Annotated in this window: 16 protein-coding genes; 5 read left to right on the forward strand and 11 right to left on the reverse strand. The window is 73.0% G+C overall.

Annotated features, from left to right (window positions below; translation table 11 throughout):
• Positions 1 to 8 precede the first annotated feature (8 nt).
• Positions 9 to 623: a sulfite oxidase-like oxidoreductase gene (locus AOM46_RS15680; RefSeq protein ID WP_062211625.1), complete on the reverse strand. Its 615-nt coding sequence runs from the start codon at positions 621 to 623 to the stop codon at positions 9 to 11.
• A 171-nt stretch (positions 624 to 794) separates the two neighbouring features.
• Between AOM46_RS15680 and bfr the strand changes: the two genes are divergently transcribed.
• Positions 795 to 1,277 (forward strand): bacterioferritin, encoded by a 483-nt coding sequence (gene bfr, locus AOM46_RS15685; RefSeq protein WP_062211628.1) that lies wholly within the window; start codon positions 795 to 797, stop codon positions 1,275 to 1,277.
• Between the two features lie 29 nt (positions 1,278 to 1,306).
• Here bfr and AOM46_RS15690 read toward each other — a convergent pair whose 3' ends face one another.
• Together AOM46_RS15690 and AOM46_RS15695 are read right to left on the reverse strand one after the other, a co-directional pair.
• Positions 1,307 to 1,606, reverse strand: a complete 300-nt coding sequence (locus tag AOM46_RS15690) for a bacterioferritin-associated ferredoxin (RefSeq protein ID WP_062211631.1) — start codon at positions 1,604 to 1,606, stop codon at positions 1,307 to 1,309.
• A 145-nt stretch (positions 1,607 to 1,751) separates the two neighbouring features.
• Positions 1,752 to 3,095: a class II 3-deoxy-7-phosphoheptulonate synthase gene (locus AOM46_RS15695; RefSeq protein WP_062211634.1), complete on the reverse strand. Its 1,344-nt coding sequence runs from the start codon at positions 3,093 to 3,095 to the stop codon at positions 1,752 to 1,754.
• Positions 3,096 to 3,393: 298 nt separating this feature from the next.
• Here AOM46_RS15695 and AOM46_RS15700 point away from each other — a divergent pair, with 298 nt between their 5' ends.
• Positions 3,394 to 5,340 carry an anthranilate synthase family protein gene (locus AOM46_RS15700; RefSeq protein WP_234313797.1) on the forward strand — a complete coding sequence of 649 codons (1,947 nt, stop codon included), beginning with the start codon at positions 3,394 to 3,396 and terminating at the stop codon, positions 5,338 to 5,340.
• A 14-nt stretch (positions 5,341 to 5,354) separates the two neighbouring features.
• Here the strand turns inward: AOM46_RS15700 and AOM46_RS15705 are convergent, their stop codons facing one another.
• Positions 5,355 to 6,071 carry a 1-acyl-sn-glycerol-3-phosphate acyltransferase gene (locus AOM46_RS15705; RefSeq protein ID WP_078856858.1) on the reverse strand — a complete coding sequence of 239 codons (717 nt, stop codon included), beginning with the start codon at positions 6,069 to 6,071 and terminating at the stop codon, positions 5,355 to 5,357.
• Between the two features lie 135 nt (positions 6,072 to 6,206).
• Between AOM46_RS15705 and AOM46_RS15710 the strand changes: the two genes are divergently transcribed.
• Together AOM46_RS15710 and AOM46_RS15715 are read left to right on the forward strand one after the other, a co-directional pair.
• Positions 6,207 to 6,986, forward strand: coding sequence for a carboxylesterase (locus tag AOM46_RS15710; protein WP_062211642.1), 780 nt, complete (start codon positions 6,207 to 6,209; stop codon positions 6,984 to 6,986).
• Entirely contained in the window at positions 6,973 to 7,482 is a 510-nt protein-coding gene (locus AOM46_RS15715) for a hypothetical protein (RefSeq protein ID WP_062211645.1), read from the forward strand. The genes AOM46_RS15710 and AOM46_RS15715 overlap by 14 nt, the downstream gene beginning before the upstream one ends.
• Before the next feature lie 12 nt (positions 7,483 to 7,494).
• Here AOM46_RS15715 and AOM46_RS15720 read toward each other — a convergent pair whose 3' ends face one another.
• The 5 genes from AOM46_RS15720 to AOM46_RS15740 form a co-directional block, all read right to left on the reverse strand.
• Positions 7,495 to 8,190, reverse strand: a complete 696-nt coding sequence (locus AOM46_RS15720) for an endonuclease/exonuclease/phosphatase family protein (protein WP_370592724.1) — start codon at positions 8,188 to 8,190, stop codon at positions 7,495 to 7,497.
• 17 nt (positions 8,191 to 8,207) lie between these two features.
• On the reverse strand, positions 8,208 to 9,149 hold the full coding sequence (locus tag AOM46_RS15725; protein WP_062211651.1) for an ROK family glucokinase: 942 nt from the start codon (positions 9,147 to 9,149) through the stop codon (positions 8,208 to 8,210).
• Between the two features lie 77 nt (positions 9,150 to 9,226).
• A complete protein-coding gene (locus AOM46_RS15730; RefSeq protein WP_062211654.1) occupies positions 9,227 to 9,766 on the reverse strand; it encodes a DUF5304 family protein in 540 nt (179 codons plus the stop codon).
• Between the two features lie 87 nt (positions 9,767 to 9,853).
• Positions 9,854 to 11,056, reverse strand: a complete 1,203-nt coding sequence (locus AOM46_RS15735) for an ArsA family ATPase (RefSeq protein WP_062211657.1) — start codon at positions 11,054 to 11,056, stop codon at positions 9,854 to 9,856.
• The gene (locus tag AOM46_RS15740; protein WP_062211660.1) at positions 11,053 to 11,505 is read right to left on the reverse strand and encodes an SRPBCC family protein; all 453 of its coding nucleotides are present in this window, start codon (positions 11,503 to 11,505) and stop codon (positions 11,053 to 11,055) included. The genes AOM46_RS15735 and AOM46_RS15740 overlap by 4 nt, the downstream gene beginning before the upstream one ends.
• A 199-nt stretch (positions 11,506 to 11,704) precedes the next feature.
• On the opposite strand from AOM46_RS15740, the gene AOM46_RS15745 reads away from it, so the two are divergent.
• Positions 11,705 to 13,516 carry a long-chain fatty acid--CoA ligase gene (locus tag AOM46_RS15745; RefSeq protein ID WP_062211663.1) on the forward strand — a complete coding sequence of 604 codons (1,812 nt, stop codon included), beginning with the start codon at positions 11,705 to 11,707 and terminating at the stop codon, positions 13,514 to 13,516.
• A gap of 957 nt (positions 13,517 to 14,473) precedes the next feature.
• Here AOM46_RS15745 and AOM46_RS15750 read toward each other — a convergent pair.
• Entirely contained in the window at positions 14,474 to 15,628 is a 1,155-nt protein-coding gene (locus AOM46_RS15750) for a glycosyltransferase family 4 protein (RefSeq protein WP_062211665.1), read from the reverse strand.
• Positions 15,629 to 15,652: 24 nt separating this feature from the next.
• Positions 15,653 to 16,720, reverse strand: a complete 1,068-nt coding sequence (locus tag AOM46_RS15755) for a C40 family peptidase (protein ID WP_062212671.1) — start codon at positions 16,718 to 16,720, stop codon at positions 15,653 to 15,655.
• Positions 16,721 to 16,872: the final 152 nt, after the last annotated feature.

Below are 16,872 nucleotides of genomic sequence, written 5' to 3' on the forward strand. Positions count from 1 at the left end.
GGCAGCGGTTACGGCTCGGGGCCGTCCTGGGGGGACTCCTGGTAGGAGTAGCGCTGTTCCTGCCAGGGGTCGCCCACGTTGTGGTAGCCGCGTTCCTCCCAGAAGCCCCGGCGGTCGGCGGTCATGTACTCCACGCCGCGCACCCACTTGGGGCCCTTCCAGGCGTACAGCCCCGGCACCACCAGACGCACCGGGAAGCCGTGTTCGGCGGTGAGCAGTTCGCCGTCCCTGTGGGTGGCGAAGAGCGTGGTGTCGGCGGCGAAATCGGCCATCCGGACGTTGGCGCTGTAGCCGTACTCGGCCCAGATCATCACATGGGTCACCCCATCGGCCGGCGGCGCCAACCGCAGGATCTCCGCCGCCGGCACCCCGCCCCACTCCACGTCCATCATGCTGAACTTGGTGACACAGTGCAGATCGGCGACCACCGTATGGTACGGAAGCGCCGAGAAGTCCTCGTGGTTCCAGCAGTGCTTGTCCCCGTCAGCGGTGGCGCCGAAGACGCGGAACTCCCAGCGTTCCGGGCGGAACCGGGGCACCGGGCCGTAGTGCGTCACGGGCCAGCCGCGTTGCAGCCGCTGCCCCGGCGGCAGCCGGTCCCCGCGGTTCTCCGGCTGACCCATGCCTCCATGGTGACAGACCCCGTCGACGGGCTCGCACCGCCACCCCCGACGGCCCGAATCAGGTCAATTCGGTAAGCCTTCGCTTACTGGACGAACTGCCGTACCAATGCCACGATGCGGCGACACACAGCCGCGAAACCAGGCGCGGCCCCAGGAAGGAGTATGCCCAGCATGCAGGGTGATCCCGAGGTCATCGAGTTTCTGAACGAGCAGCTCACCGCCGAACTCACGGCGATCAACCAGTACTTCCTGCACGCCAAACTCCAGGAGAACTACGGCTGGACCAAGCTCGCCGCGTACACCAGGGCCGAGTCCTTCGACGAGATGCGCCACGCGGAGGTGCTCACCGACCGCATCATCTTCCTGGAAGGGCTCCCCAACTACCAGCGTCTCTTCCACGTTCGGGTGGGCCAGTCCGTCACCGAGATGTTCCAGGCCGACCGGCAGATCGAGGTCGAGGCGATCGACCGGCTCCGGCGCGGGGTGGAGGTCATGCGGGCCAAGGGCGACATCACCTCGGCCAAGATCTTCGAGTCGATCCTGAAGGACGAGGAGCACCACATCGACTATCTGGACACCCAGTTGGAGTTGGTGGAGAAGCTTGGCGAGGCGCTTTATCTGGCCCAGCAGATCGAGCAGCCCAGCGAGGCCTGACGCCCCCTCACGCCCCGCCCGGCGGCCCGTCAGACGCCCAGCGCCGCCGGCACCCTCATCGGCCCGACCTCGGGCGCTGCCGGCACGGCCGGCACCACGGGAGCCCGGGGCACCGCGCCCGTCGAAGCGGCCGTCGGGGCGACCGTCGAGGCGGTGGCCTCCGCCGGCGGGCAGTTCCGGGCCAGCAGCCCCTGGATACGGCGGACGCAGGAGCCGCAGTCCGTGCCCGCCCGGCACTCGGCCGCCAGCCGCCGGGGCGTACAGGCACCGGCCGCCGCATGGTTCCGCACCTGTTCCTCGGTGACGCCGAAGCACGAGCAGACGTACACGCGTTACTCCCTGGAGCGGATCGGCCGGACGAACAGGATCAGTGAGGTAAACCTAACCTTACTCTCCCTTCCGGTGAGCGGAAAAGCGCCCCGGGATGTGGTCAGCACCACGTCCCGGGGCGGTTTCACACGCCGGTCGGCCGTATCAGGAGCGGTACATCTCCGCCACCAGGAAGGCCAGGTCCAACGACTGGCTGCGGTTGAGTCTGGGGTCGCAGGCCGTCTCGTACCGCTGGTGGAGATCGTCGACGAAGATCTCGTCGCCGCCGCCCACGCACTCGGTGACATCGTCGCCGGTCAGCTCCACATGGATGCCGCCCGGGTGGGTGCCGAGCGCCTTGTGGACCTCGAAGAAGCCCTTCACCTCGTCCAGCACGTCGTCGAACCTGCGGGTCTTGTGCCCGGAGGCCGCCTCGAAGGTGTTGCCGTGCATCGGATCGCAGATCCACGCCACCTGGGCGCCCGAGGAGGTGACCTTCTCGACCAGGGCCGGCAGCCGGTCACGGATCTTGTCGGCCCCCATCCGGGTGATGAAGGTGAGTCGGCCGGGACGGCGGTCCGGGTCGAGGCGGTCGATCAGCGTCAGCGCGTCCTCCGGAGTGGTCGTCGGCCCGAGCTTGACGCCGATCGGGTTCTCGATCCGGGAGGCGAACTCCAGATGCGCGCCATCCAACTGCCGGGTGCGCTCGCCGATCCACACCATATGGCCCGAGACGTCGTACAGCCGGCCGCTGCGCGAGTCCGTCCTGGTCAGCGCGGCCTCGTAGTCGAGGAGCAGCGCCTCGTGGGAGGCGTAGAACTCCACGGACTGGAACTCGGCCGGCTCGGCGCCGCACGCCTTCATGAAGTTCAGCGCGTTGTCGATCTCCCGGGCCAGCGCCTCGTAGCGCTGGCCGGCGGCGCTGTTGCGGACGAAGTCCTGGTTCCACGAGTGCACCTGGTGCAGGTCCGCGTAACCGCCGGTGGTGAAGCCGCGCACCAGGTTGAGGGTGGCGGCCGAGCTGTTGTACATCCGCAGCAGCCGGCGCGGATCGGGGACGCGGGCCTCCTCGGAGAACTCGGCGCCGTTCACCGAGTCGCCCCGGTAGGTGGGCAGCGTGACGCCGTCCCTGGTCTCGGTGGGCTTGGACCTGGGCTTGGAGTACTGTCCCGCGATACGGCCGATCTTGACCACGGGCACCGCGGCCGCGTACGTGAGCACCGCGCTCATCTGCAGCAGCGTCTTGAGCTTGGCCCGGATCTGGTCCGCGCCCACCTGGTCGAACGCCTCCGCGCAGTCCCCGCCCTGGAGGACGAACGCACGGCCCTGGGCGACCTCGGCTATCCGGTCCCTCAGCTGGTCGCACTCGCCGGCGAAGACCAACGGCGGATAGCCGGCCAGCTCCTCCGTCACGGCGCGCAGAGCGGCCGGGTCCGGATACTCCGGCTGTTGTGCTGCGGGCAGGTCTCGCCAGGACTCGATGGAGCTGCTGTCAGCGTTCACGGTCACCCCTCCAGATTACGGGGTGAGGTCGGCGGAGTTTCCCTCCGCTCGCCCTGTGAGACGGGAGCCACAGAGGGCGCCCGGGCCTGGCGCACGCCGGCGCCCGTGCCCTACAGTGCGGGGCATGAACGCGCGACTGATCACCACCTGGTGGTGGACCGCACTTCCGGCGGCCCACTGACCGCGCGTTCCCAGCAACCGACGCGAAGGCCGCCCGAGGGGCGGCCTTCGGCGTTCGCGGCGGCGGACACCCGGCCCTCCCGAGGAGGGTCCTCGCCTCGTCCCACCCTGGAAGAGGCCCATCGTGAACCGTTCGCAGGACACCCCAGAAGCGTCCGCAGTGCTGGCCGAACTCCGCGCCGGCGACGGCCCGTTCGCCCTGCTCAGGCGCCGCACGCCCGGGCGTGACACCGACCTCGTCGAGGTGCTGACCGGCCCGGTGACGACCGTCGGGCGGATCGACGAGATCCCGCTGCCGGCGGACGTCAGGGGCCCGGCCGCCCTGGCGCTGCTGCCCTTCCGCCAGCTGGCCGAGCGCGGGTTCGAGGTGACCGACGACGGCACCCCGTTGACGGTGCTGCGCCCCGAGCGGGTGCGTGAGCTGCCGCTGGCCGAGGCGCTGGCCGCGCTGCCGACGCACCGGGTGACGGTGCGCGACGGCGCCTTCGATGTCTCGGACGAGGAGTACGGCGCGACCGTGCGCGCGGTGCTGGCCGAGGAGATCGGCTCCGGGCAGGGCGCCAACTTCGTGATCAGGCGGACCTTCACCGGGGTGCTCGAAGGGTTCGACCGGGGCGACGCGCTGGCGCTCTTCCGCCGCCTGCTGGCGGCCGAACGCGGCGCCTACTGGACCTTCCTGGTGCACACCGGGGACCGGGTGCTGGTGGGCGCGAGCCCCGAGGCGCATGTCCGGATGACCGGCGGCACGGTGGTGATGAACCCGATCAGCGGCACCTACCGCTATCCCGCCGAAGGCCCCTCCCTGGCCGGCCTGCTGACGTTCCTCGGCGACCGCAAGGAGATCGAGGAGCTGTCCATGGTGGTGGACGAGGAGCTGAAGATGATGTGCGCGGTCTGCGACCAGGGCGGCACGGTGGTCGGGCCCCGGCTGCGCGAGATGGCCCATCTGGCGCACACCGAGTACGAGTTGCGCGGGCGCAGCTCCCGGGGGGTGCACGAGGTGCTGCGGGAGACGATGTTCGCGCCCACCGTCACCGGCAGCCCGGTGGAGAACGCCTGCCGGGTGATCGCCCGGCACGAGGCGGGCGGGCGCGGCTACTACGCGGGGGCGCTGGCGCTGCTGGGCCGGGACGCGGGGGGCGCGCAGACCCTGGACTCCCCCATCCTGATCCGCACCGCGGACATCGATCCGGCGAGCGGCCGGCTGCGGGTCCCGGTCGGGGCCACCCTGGTGCGCGGCTCCGACCCCGGGGGCGAGATCGCGGAGACCCATGCCAAGGCCGCCGGGGTGCTGGCCGCGCTGGGCGTGCGCCCCGCGGCTCCCGCGCCGGCGCGCGCCAGCGGCGCGCGCCCCGGGCTGGCCGAGCACCCCGAGGTGCTGGCGGCCCTGGCCGGTCGCCGCGCCCAGCTCTCCCCGTTCTGGCTGCGCCTCCGGGAGGCGGAGCCGGCCGCCCGTCAACCGGCCGCGGACGCCCGGGTGTTGGTGGTGGACGGCGAGGACACGTTCACCTCGATGCTGGCCCATCTGCTGCGCTCGACCGGCGCCGAGGTGGCCCTGGTGCGCTATGACGAGCCGGGCGTGCGGGAGCGCGCGCTGGCGCATCGGGGCCGGGTGGTGCTGGGCCCGGGGCCCGGCGATCCGGGGGACGCGGACGACCCGAGGATGCGGACGCTGCGGGCGCTCACCGCCGATCTGCTGGCGCACCATCGACACGGTCTGGTCGGGGTCTGCCTGGGCCATGAGCTGATCGCCGCCGAGCTGGGCCTGCCGGTGGTCCGCAAGCGGGTGCCGTACCAGGGGGCGCAGGAGCGGATCGACCTCTTCGGCACCGAACGGGTGGTCGGCTTCTACAACTCCTATACCGCCCGCTGCGACGCGGCGGCGGCCGAGCGGCTGGCCGCGCGCGGGGTGCGGCTGAGCGTGGACGCGGCCAGCGGCGAGGTGCACGCGCTGCGCGGCCCCGGCTTCGCCGGCGTGCAGTTCCACCCGGAGTCGGTGCTGACCCTGCGGGGCCCGGAGATCGTCGCCGACCTGCTCGACGCGACGGCCAACCCCAGCCCGGTGGGCTGACCCCGGGGCGGGGCTCAGCCCTCCTCGGTGCCGGCGCCGCCCTTGGCGGCGTCGGCCAACTCCCGTTTGGCGACGGTGGCGTAGATGTCGACGTACTCCTGGCCTGAGAGCTTCATGATCGCGTACATCACCTCGTCGGTGAGCGAGCGCAGGATGAAACGGTCGCCCTCCATGCCCTGGTAGCGGGTGAAGTCCAGCGGGGCGCCGATCCGGATGCCGGGCCGCATCAGCTTGGGGACCACCTTCCCCGGCGGCTGGATCTTCTCCGTGTCGATCATGGCGACCGGCAGCACGGGGGCCCCGGTGGCCAGCGCCACCCTGGCGAGACCGCCGGGCTTGCCCCGGTAGAGGCGGCCGTCGGGCGAGCGGGTGCCCTCCGGGTAGATGCCGAACAGCTCGCCGCGCTCCAGCACCGCTATCGCGCTGTTGATCGCGGCCTCCCCCGCGCCCCGCGCCCCGGACCTGTCCACCGGCAGCTGACCCACGCCCTTGAAGAAGGCCGCCGTCAACTTCCCCTTGACCCCGGGGGCGTTGAAGTACTCCGCCTTGGCGATGAAGGTGACCCGCCGGTCGAGCACCGCGGGCAGGAAGAAGGAGTCGGAGAACGAGAGGTGGTTGCTGGCCAGGATCGCGGGCCCCGACGCGGGCACGTGCTCCTTGCCCTCCACCCAGGGTCGGAAGGCCGCCTTCAGCCCCGCTCCCACGGACATCTTCATCGCTCCGTACAACAAGACGTACCTCCCGTGTTGACCGGTGCTGACCCTACTGGGCTTTCCCATCCGTGGCGCGCCCCGGAACGGCCCACGTAGGCTGGCCAGGCCCGCCTGTACCCCTGACGGGTACCCAGTCGAAGGGAGCCGTCGCCGATGCGCCTTCTGCCCGGCGCCGAGCCGTATCGCCACATCCCCGACGAAGGGGCCGAGGTGGGGGTGCTGCTGTGCCACGGCTTCACCGGCAGCCCGCAGTCGCTGCGGCCCTGGGCCGAGCATCTCGCCGCCCAGGGGTTCGCCGTCTCGCTGCCGCTGCTGCCCGGGCACGGGACGCGCTGGCAGGACATGCGGCACACCGGCTGGCCGGACTGGTACGCGGCCGTGCACCGGGAGCTGCTGGCGCTGAACGACCTCTGTGCCCGCGTGGTGGTCTGCGGTCTCTCGATGGGCGGCGCGCTGGCGCTGCGGCTGGCCGCGCGCCAGCCGGGGAATGTCCACGGCCTCGCGTTGGTTAACCCGGCGCTCACCTTTCCCGCCGTCAAGGGCGCGGCTTTGGGGGTGTTGCGGCATCTGTTGCCCAGCACGCCGGGGCTGGTGGGCGATATCGCCAGGCCGGGGGTGCGTGAGGTGGGCTACGACCGGGTGCCTTCGCACGCCGCGTACTCGCTGCGCGAGCTGTTCTCCCTGGTGCGCGCCGAACTCGCGCAAGTGACCCAGCCCCTGCTGCTGACGCACAGCGCGGTGGATCATGTGGTGCCGCCGTCGGACTCGGCGCTGCTGCTGTCCTCGGTCTCCTCCGTCGATATCCGGGAGGTGCTGCTGACGGACAGTTTCCATGTGGCCACCCTGGACCACGACGCGGAGCGTATCTTGCAGGAGACGGACGCCTTCATCACTCGCCTCGTGACAAGGAAGACTGCCCGTGACGGAACGTGACCAGGAGCGCGGTGACGGCCGCGATCCGATCGACGAGGAAGCCGCCTGGGCGGAGATCGTCGCCGGCTACGGCGAGGAGCCCGCCGATCCGCCGGGCGTCTGGCCCCGCGCGGAGGATGTCGAGCCGATCGAACGCTCGGACCGCCTGCCGGAAGAGGTGTTGAACGAGCTGCCGCAGGATCTCACGCCGCGCGAGGCGGGCCCGCGCGATCCGGGGCCGCGCGACTGGGTGGCCGACGAGGAGGACGAGGGCCATTTCGAGCCGCCCGAGCCGCCACCGCTGCCGGAGACCGATCTGACCACCAAGGTCGCCTGGATCGCGGTGCTCGGCGGCCCGCTGCTGCTGATCGTCACGGTGCTGCTGCAGCAGCGGATGTCCTGGTGGGTCGTCACGCTGGGCGTGGGCGGCTTTCTCGGCGGCTTCGCGACCCTGGTCTCCCGGCTGCGCGACGGCGAGGACGACTGGCAGGACCCGGGCAACGGCGCGGTGGTCTGACGCCGGGCGCGTTCAGACGGTCAGCTCGGCCAGCACCGGGAGATGGTCGGAGGCGCGGACGAGATCCCCGGCGGCCGGCTCCGTCGGCACCCCGCAGGAGCGCACGGAGACCGGCTCGGTGCAGAGCACGGCGTCGATCCGGCGCCGCGCCGCCCCGGCCGGATAGGTGAACTCGCCGCCGGCGGGCGCCCGTTCCCAGCCGTCCTTGAGCGTGCCCGCCAGCCGGCGGAAGGTGGGACCGCCGGCCGGCTCGTTGATATCGCCGGCCACCACCCCGGCGGGGACGCCCATCGCGGCCAGCCGGCGCAGCAACAGCTCGCCCTGGGCCCGGCGTTCGGCGTTCAGCAGGCTCAGATGGCAGCTGATCACCGCCAGCCTGGTGTCCCGGCCGAAGCGCAGCACCGCCGTGGCGAGCCCGCGTCGGTGGGCTCCCCTGGTGAGCGGGAAGGTGATGTCCTCGGCGCGCTCGACGGCGACCCGCAGCCCGGAGAGGATCATGGTGCCGCAGGACGGCGCCCCGCCGGTGACCGTGACCAGGCCGCTCTCCCTGGCCAGTCGGGCGGCGTGCTTGCGCCAGCGGAAGAAGCGCGGCACCTCCTGGAGGCAGACCACATCGGGCGCCGTGGCCCGGATCACCCGGGCCACGGCGTGCCGGTCGTCACGCAGCGACCTGACGTTGTAGCTGAGCACCCTGACCGTGACGGACAACGCCGCGCCCGCCTTCGTCAGCCCTGCCTGGCCAGGTCGGCGGCGCCCACCAGCCCTGCGCGGCCGCCGAGTTGGGCGGCCAGCACCTGGGCGTGCGGACGGTGCCGACCCCCGACCAGCCAGCGGCGGAACGACTTACGGATCGGATCGAGGACGAGATCCCCCTCGTCGGAGACGCCGCCGCCGACGATAAAGGCGGACGGGTCGAAGAGGGACGCCAGATCGGCGAGCCCGGCGCCGGCCCAACGGGCCAGCTCCCGGAAGGAGTCCACGGCGACCCGGTCGCCCTGCCGGGCGGCGTCGCTGACATGCCGGCCCTCGATGCCCTCCGGGGTGCCGTCGCCCATGCCCAGCAGCAGTTCGGCGTTCTCCGGGGTGGCCGAGGCGCGCTGCCTGGCATAGCGGACCAGGGCCCGCCCGGACGCGTACTGCTCCCAGCAGCCCTGGCTGCCGCAGCCGCACAGCAGGCCGTCCGGCACCACCCGGAGATGGCCGAACTCGCCGGCGACGCCGAAGCGTCCACGGTGCAGCTTGCCGCCGATGATGATGCCGCCGCCGAGGCCGGTGCCCAAAGTGATGCACACCACATCGTCATGGCCGGCGCCGGCGCCGAAGCGGTACTCGCCCCAGGCGGCGGCGTTGGCGTCGTTCTCCACCACGACGGAGAGGCCGACCCGCTGCTCGATCTTGTCCTTGAGGGCTTCGTGCCGCCAGCGGATGTTGGGGGCGAAGAGCACGGTGGCCCGCTTGTCGTCGACATAGCCGGCGGCGCCGATGCCCACCGCGTCGGCCGAAGTCCCCTCCCCCACCGACTTGATGGCGGCCGCGATGGCCTCGATCACGCCCTCGGGGGTGGGCGGGGTCGGAACCTGAGAAGTGTCGAGGATCGAACCATCCTCGTCGACCACACCGGCCGCGATCTTCGTACCGCCGATGTCGACGCCGATCGTCAGTCCCATTTGTCCCTCAAGTGAATGTCAGTGGTACCCGCCTCCTGTCCACGTTACCGGAGGTGGCCGGGGGCGTCCCCCGACAGTCAGTCGAGGTCGATACGGTGGGCGCCGCCGGCTCCGGCCGAATCATCCGGGTCGTCACGATTGCCGGGATCCGCGGCCGACTCCGGCCGGGGCGGCTCGGCCGGCTCGTCCGCGCTCGCCGACGGGCGGGCCCAACGGCCCTCCTGATCCAACACCGCGGCCCGGTACGCGGCCAGCAACTCCTGCCCGGCGGACGCCAGATGCTCGAACGCCTGCGCGTTGCGCTCGATCACCGGCTCCACCGCGGACCGCGCCTGGCGCGCCAACGGCTTGGCGAACAGGCCGACCTGGGGCCCGAGACGGGCGCCGAGATCGCCCAGCCGGTCGGCCAGCGTGTCCGCCAGCTTGCGCAACTCCTCGGCTGCGTCCCCGGGCTGCGGCCCGTAGCGGGCGCGCCGCCTGGCCTGCTCGGCGGCCAGATCCTCGGCACAGGCCGCCGCCCATGGATCGCCGTCGTCCGACGCCCCGGCCGCCGGCCGGTCGGTCGGCTCGTCGACGGGGCGCTCGGGATGCTCGGGGTGCTCGGGTGCGTCGCTCATCGCGGCCTCCTGAAGGGTGAGCGTCCCCTTCGACGTTACCGGAACGCCGTCCCCGGGGCGGCCGCCCGGACGACCGGGTCCCGCCCCCTACCCGGGCGACCGGGCCGGCCAGCGGGCCGGGTCGGGGGCGAACCGCACGGTCAGTTCGCCCGCGGTAAAGGCCGCGCCGGCTATCGTGCAGCGACGCGGCGCCGACGGCAGCGCCAGCACCCGGCGGAACGGGCCGACGGTCACCACGAGTTCGTCGCCCTGGCGCACCAGGTCCAGGGCGTCCTTGGCGGCGCCGGGCAGCGGCAGCCTCCACACCAGCAGCCCCTCGTCCGCCAGCCGGTCCTCCCAGACCGGCATCGGACGGGGCAGGTCCGCCGTGGGCGGGGGCGGCAGCAGCTCGGCCAGCGTCGCCGCGTCCGGCTCGGCGACCAGCGTGCGCAGCCGCCGGGGCGGCTGGGCCAGCCGCACGGCCTCGGTGAACCCGGCCAGCACGGCCGCCTGTCGGGCGGCGACGCCGGCCAGCCAGGGATCGGAACCGCCGGGCACCAGGCGGTTGGCGATGATCTCCTCCACGCCGACGCCGTGCAGCGCCAGCCCGGCGAGTGCGGTGCGCAGCGTGGCGGCCGACCGTTCATTCGGCTCGAACACCAGCCGCGCCGACGTGCCCGGCGCCTCGATCAGCCGCTGCCCGTCGGCAAGCGCCTCGTCCCAGCCCTCCGACGCCGTGAACAGGCCGTCCGCCGGCATCGGGATGCTGGCCAGCTGCGCCAGCAGCGGGCGCAGCGCCCTGGCGGTGCGGCGCTCCCTGGGCAGCAGCCGCCGCAGATAGCGGCGCAGCTGCTCGGGCAGCGCCAGCAGCCTGACGGCGTCCAGCGCCGGCGGCAGATCCACCACGACCAGCGGCCAGCGCCCGGCGGCGTGCGCCGCGCGCAACGCGGCCAGCACGGCGAGGGGTTCGGCGCCCGGCAGCTCGGTCAGCTCGTCGTCCTCCAGGGTGGCCGAGCCCAGCGTGGCCAGCGTGGAACGGGCCGCGCGCTGGGCGCCGAGCACCGCCGCGCGGAAGTCGGCGGCCGGATCGATCCGCGCCACCCAGAGCCCGGGCGCCGCCTCGGTCGGCGCCCCGCCGGGCCGCGGTCGGACGCCGCCGAACAGCGCGGCGAGCCGGTCCGCCGGCTCCCGGCTCAGCAGCAGCGTCAACCGGCCGGAACGCGCCCCGGCCAGCGCCGTCGCGGCGGCCACAGCGCTGACGCCGTCGCCGCCGGGACCGGTGACCAGCAGCGTGCGGGACGCATCCGTCACGGGGCGCCCGCGCCGCCCTCGACCCGGGTCTTCAACCCGGCGAGCGCGCGGTCGATGATGACCTTCTCCGCCTTGCGCTTGATGCTGCCCAGCATGGGGATCTTCACGTCGACCGTGAGCTGGTAGGTGACCTCGGTGTGCTTCCCGCCGGCGACCGGCGCCAGCCGGTACGAGCCGTCCAGGGACCGCAGCATCCGCGACCTCACCAGCGACCAGCTGACCGCGTCGGCGTCCTCCCACCGGTAGGCCAGGGTGTGCTCGTCCTTGATCGCTCCCGCGTCGAGCAGCAGCCGCACCTGCTCGGCCCTGCCGCGCTCGTCCCTGGCCAGCACCTCGGCCTCCTTGACCTCCCCGGTCCACTCCGGGTAGCGGTCGAAGTCGGAGATCACCGCCATGACCTCGGCCGGAGTGGCCTCGATGGTGATGCTCGACCTGGTGTGTTCGGCCATCGGATCTGGCTCCTCGCGCTTATCTCCCGGTGCCGTCCCGGGGAAGGCTATCGCGCCTGACAGGCCGCCCCAGGACCGCCTGACACCGCACCGGAGGACGCCGGCCCGCCCCTCGTTCCTACTGGGGAGTAGGCTGCGTGTACCGGGGGCGCTTACGGATACATATAAGAATAAGTATCGGGGGAGAAGAGGAGGAGCGGTGAGGGAGTTCAGCCTGCCGGCCCTGTACACGGTGCCTACGGACGGCGGTCTGCCGGATCTGCTGCGGTCCAACGCGGAACGCCATCCGGACACGGCGGTGATCGCCCGCCAGCGGGACGGCGGCTGGCACGATCTGACCGCCACCGAATTCCTCGCCGAGGTCCAGGCCGTCGCCAAGGGCCTGGTCAGGTCCGGTGTCCAGCCGGGCGACCGGGTGGGCCTCCTCTCCCGCACCCGGTACGAGTGGACCCTCTTCGACTTCGCCATCTGGACGGCCGGCGCGGTCACCGTCCCGATCTACGAGAGCAGTTCGGCCGAGCAGATCGCCTGGAACCTCGGCGACTCGGGCGCCGTCGCCGTGCTGGTCGAGACGGCGGAGCAGCTGGCCGAGGTGGAGTCCCTGGTCGACCAGCTGCCCGAGCTGACCCGACGCTGGTGCCTTGAGCCCGCCTCCGGGCCCGGTGCCATCGAGCTGCTCACCGCCGCCGGCGCCGCGATCAGCGACGAACGGCTGGCCCAGGCCACCGCCACGGTCTCCCCCGACTCCCCCGCCACCATCGTCTACACCTCGGGCACCACGGGCCGGCCCAAGGGCTGTGTGCTCAGCCACCGCGCCTTCCTCGCCGACTGCGGCAACGTGGTCGGCGCCCTCGGCCCGCTCTTCCGCACCGGCGAGAGCTCCGTGCTGCTGTTCCTGCCGCTGGCCCATGTCCTCGCGCGGATCGTGCAGGTCGGCGCGCTGCTGGCGCCCATCAGGCTCGGCCTGGTCCCCAGCGTCGCCCAACTGACGGACGATCTCGCCTCGTTCCGGCCCACGATCATGCTCGGCGTCCCCCGCGTCTTCGAGAAGGTCTACAACGGCGCCCGCGCCACCGCCGCGCAGAGCGGCAAGGGCGCGATCTTCGACCGCGCCGCCGACACCGCGATCGCCTACAGCCGCGCCCTGGACACCCCGGGCGGCCCGGGCCTGGCGCTGCGCCTGCGGCACCGCGTCTTCGACCGGCTGGTCTACCGCAAGCTCCGCGCGGTCCTCGGCGGCCGGGCCACCCACGCCATCTCCGGCGGCGCCCCGCTGGGCGAACGCCTCGGCCACTTCTTCCGGGGCATCGGCTTCACCGTGCTGGAGGGCTACGGGCTCACCGAGTCCTGCGCGCCCACCTCGTTCAACCCCTGGGACGCGCCCCGGATCGGCACGGTCGGCCGCCCGGTGCCCGGCACCACCATCAGGATCGCCGACGACGGCGAGGTGCTGCTCCAGGGCGACCACCTCTTCACCGGCTACTGGAACAACCAGGCGGCCACCGACGAGGTGCTGATCGACGGCTGGTTCCACACCGGGGACCTGGGCACCCTCGACCAGGACGGCTACCTCCGGGTCACCGGCCGCAAGAAGGAGATCCTGGTCACCGCCGGCGGGAAGAACGTCGCCCCCGCCGTGCTGGAGGACCGGATCAGGGCACACGCCCTGGTCGCCGAGTGCATGGTGGTCGGCGAGGGCCGCCCCTTCGTCGGCGCGCTGCTCACCGTCGACGACGACTTCCTGCCCCGCTGGGCCGACCAGCAGGGCCTCGGCGACCTGGACCGCGCGGAGCTGCTGGCGCATCCCCGCCTCCAGGCCGCCCTCGACGAGGCGGTCGCCCAGGGCAACGAGGCCGTCTCCCGCGCCGAATCCGTCCGCGCCTTCCGCGTCCTCCCCGGCCACTTCACGGAGGAGTCCGGCCACCTCACGCCCTCCCTCAAACTCAAACGCAACGCCGTGGCCCGCGACTACGCCCCCGAAATCGAAGCGCTGTACGCTGCGCGTCGCTGAGCCACCCGCTCGCCGCCTGGGTGTCCGGCCGCGCTGCGGCCGGACACCCAGGCGGCAGTCGCGGGAACGCTCGGCCCGGCGGGGAGGCGTGCCGCGCACGGACAACGGCCAACGGCCAACCGTGAACGGGCAGCCACGCTGACCGGCCGCAGCGACGCACCAATGAGCCGGCACGCCCCCTGGGCGGCCTTCCGGCCAGGCGCGGCGACGACGCCATCGAGCCAGCACGGCGACGCACCGCAGGGTCGACCGTCAAACAGGCGCTCGCCGTGGGCGGCGGGCACGGACGGCCGCCGTCGCGGCCGATGCGCGGCACTCCACGCACAGCCGGCACGCTGGCACGAACCACACCCACGCCCACACCGGGCAACGGCCGTCAGCCACAACCCAGCTGAACCCCGACCAGGCGGCCAGCGTCAACGACCGGAGCCGAACACACCGGCGCCGAACCACGGCCACGTGCCCACGCACACATCAGACAACGGCTGTCAGCCCCAACCGGGCAACCGAACCACAGCGGCCGGCGTCGCGGCTACCGAACCACGGCCGGTGGACACTTGACCCCCAGCGGCCACACCACAGCGGCCGAATCACGGGTGGTCAAACGACTGCCGTCCGACGGCCAACCCACGGCGGCCGAACCACGGGCGGTCGAACCACGGGCGGTCGAACGACTGCCGTCCGGTGGCCGAGCCACAGCGGCCAGCGTCACGCGGTCGAACGACTGCCGGCCGGTGGCCAAGCCACAGCGGCCAGCGTCACCGCGCCCACGCACACATCAGACAACGACCGCCAGCCACAACCCGACCGAACCCCCCAACCAGGCAGCCAACCCACAGCCGCCAGCGTCGCGGCGGCCGAACCACGGGGAGTCAACGGCCGGCGGCCGAACCGCAGCGGCCAGCGTCACCGCGGCCGGCGTCGCCCGGCCGAGCCACAGCGGTCAGCGTCATGGCGTCACCGCAGCAGGTGCTTGAGGTGGTCGGCCAGGAGGTCCCAGCGCCAGCGTTCTTCCACCCAGGCGCGGCCGCGGGTGCCCATGCGGGTGCGGAGTTCGGGGTCCTGGAGGAGGGTGACGATGCGGTCGGCCGTCTCGCGGGGGGCGTGGGGGCCGCCGCCGCGGACGACCCAGCCCGTCTCGCCGTCGAGGACGGCGTCCGGCGCGCCGCCGGAGTCGCCGGCGATGACGGGGAGCCCGGTGGCGGACGCCTCCAGGTAGACCATGCCGAGGCCCTCGACGTCCAGCCCCCGGTTGCGGGTGCGGCAGGGCATCGCGAACACGTCGCCGATGCCGAAGTGGGCGGGCAGTTCGGACCAGGAGACCTCGCCGAGGAAACGCACCGCGCCCGCGACGCCCTGGCGTGCGGCGAGCCGTTCGAGGTCGGCGCGGTAGGGTCCGCCGCCGACGATGGCCAGCACGGCGTCCGGCTGGGCGGCCAACACCCGGGGCATGGCGCGGATCAGGGTGTCCTGCCCCTTGCGCGGGACCAGCCGGGAGACGCAGACGACGACGGGGCGGTCGGCGAGGCCGAGGTCGGCGCGGAGCGCCGCGCCGCCCGAGCCGGGGTGGAACAGCTTCTCGTCGACGCCCGGGGTGAGCTGGGACATCCGGGCGGCGGCCGACGGGGAGAGGACGCCGGCGATCCGCTTTCTGGTGTACTCGCCGAGGTAGGTGAGGACATCGTTGCGCTCGCCGACGCGGCGCACGATCCCCCGCATCACGGGGATGCCGGCCCAACCCGCCTCGTGGCCGTGGCTGGTGGCGACCAGCCGCCGCGCGCCAGCGGCGCGCAGCGCGGGGGCCATCAGGCCCAGCGGCGCCGAGGCGCCGAACCAGACGGCGGTGCAGTCGTGTTCGCGGAGCAGCGCGACCGCTCTGCGGGTGGTGGCCCTGGTGGGCAGCAGCGTTGATGAGCGGTCCCGGTAGACCGGGTAGGGCTGCTCCGCGTCGAACTCGCCGGTGGCCGCCACGGCTTCGGCGTCCCGCCGCCAGCTGGAGGCGTACACCACCACCCGACCCGGATCCATCCGCAGCGCCATGCTGTGCAGGAACGCCTGGATGCCTCCCGGCCGGGGCGGGAAGTCGTTGGTCACGATCAGGGTCTTTCGCATCACCCGAAGACTACCGATCCCCGATCAGGGCCGTACCACCGAGGAGACGGGCATCATGCCGACCGGGTCGTAGCGGATGGTGGAGCCGGTCGACGGGGCGTGCAGGACCTGGCCGCCGCCGGCGTAGAGGCCGACATGGCTGGCGTCGGCGCGGTAGACCACGATGTCGCCCGGCTGCGCCTGGTCGAGCGGGACGCGGCGGCCGGCGCCGGCCTGGGCCTGGGAGGTCCTGGGCAGCGAGACGCCGGCGCGGGCGTAGGCCCACTGGACGAGTCCCGAGCAGTCGAAGGCGTCGGGGCCCGCCTGTCCCCAGCCGTAGGGGCGGCCCAGCACCGTCTGGGCGGCGGCCAGGGCGGTTCCGCCACGGCCCGAAGGGGCTACGGCGTCGGCGCCGAGCGGGGACGGGGGTTCGGGGGAGGGCGCGTCCGTCGTGCCGTCGCGTTCGGCGGCGCGGGCGGCACGTTTCTCCTCGTCCTGTTCGCGTTTCTCGTCGGCCGCCCGGCGTTCCCGTTCCTCGCGCTCCTCGCGTTCGGTGAGTTCCCGGAGGAGTTCCCTCGCCTCGGCCAGCCGGTTCTGGGCGGCTTCCTTGTGGCGTTCCAGCTCCGCCCGTTCCTCGGCGAGGAGTTCGAGGCGTTGGTCGGCCTCGTCCTGGCGTTGGGCCAGTCCGCGTTGGGCGGCGAGGAGTTCCGCCAGCTCGCCGCCTCGTCGTGCGCTCATCCGCTCATATGAAGCGGATCGGGCGAGATAGTCGTCGGGGCTGTCGGAGAGCAGCAGCGCCAGCGAGGCGTCCAGGCCGCCGGCCCGGTAGTGCGCGGCTGCGGCCGAGCCGATCGCGCCGCGGAGCTCGTTGACCTGCTGCTGTCTGCGTTCCATCTGCTCCTGGCGGAGGGCCACTTCGGCCTCCAGGGCGGCGACGCGTTCCGCCGCGCCGTTGTAGGCGTCCACGGCGCGGTCGGCCTCGGCGAAGAGCCGGTCGACCTGCCGGGCCGCGTCGGCGCTCTCGCCCTCCCGGCCCGGGCTGGCCAGCACCGGGGCGGTGGAGAGCAGGGCCGCCGCCGTCGCCGCCGCCGAGAAGGCGGTCAGCCGTGTCATCAACCGGCCGCCGGCGGAGGGGAAGAGCCCGGTCGGGAAATGTCCATGAGAAACCACTGCGAGCCGCGCTCCTTCGATGGGGACCCGAGCGCAGCAGAATGTAGCCGCGTCCCGACCGAAGTCATGGCAAGGCAACACCGCGCGGCCCAGCC

Origin of the sequence: Streptomyces sp. NBRC 109706 (assembly GCF_000974485.1) — a bacterium.
In the GTDB taxonomy this organism is placed as follows: domain Bacteria; phylum Actinomycetota; class Actinomycetes; order Streptomycetales; family Streptomycetaceae; genus Streptomyces.

Bases quoted from the DNA above. Each gene is read 5' to 3' on its own strand.
- bfr (WP_062211628.1), top strand. From the start codon at position 795: ATGCAGGGTGATCCCGAGGTCATCGAGTTTCTGAACGAGCAGCTCACC.
- AOM46_RS15740 (WP_062211660.1), bottom strand. From the start codon at position 11,505: ATGGCCGAACACACCAGGTCGAGCATCACCATCGAGGCCACTCCGGCC.
- AOM46_RS15680 (WP_062211625.1), bottom strand. From the start codon at position 623: ATGGGTCAGCCGGAGAACCGCGGGGACCGGCTGCCGCCGGGGCAGCGG.
- AOM46_RS15725 (WP_062211651.1), bottom strand. From the start codon at position 9,149: ATGGGACTGACGATCGGCGTCGACATCGGCGGTACGAAGATCGCGGCC.
- AOM46_RS15730 (WP_062211654.1), bottom strand. From the start codon at position 9,766: ATGAGCGACGCACCCGAGCACCCCGAGCATCCCGAGCGCCCCGTCGAC.
- AOM46_RS15710 (WP_062211642.1), top strand. From the start codon at position 6,207: ATGCGCCTTCTGCCCGGCGCCGAGCCGTATCGCCACATCCCCGACGAA.
- AOM46_RS15750 (WP_062211665.1), bottom strand. From the start codon at position 15,628: ATGCGAAAGACCCTGATCGTGACCAACGACTTCCCGCCCCGGCCGGGA.
- AOM46_RS15755 (WP_062212671.1), bottom strand. From the start codon at position 16,720: ATGACACGGCTGACCGCCTTCTCGGCGGCGGCGACGGCGGCGGCCCTG.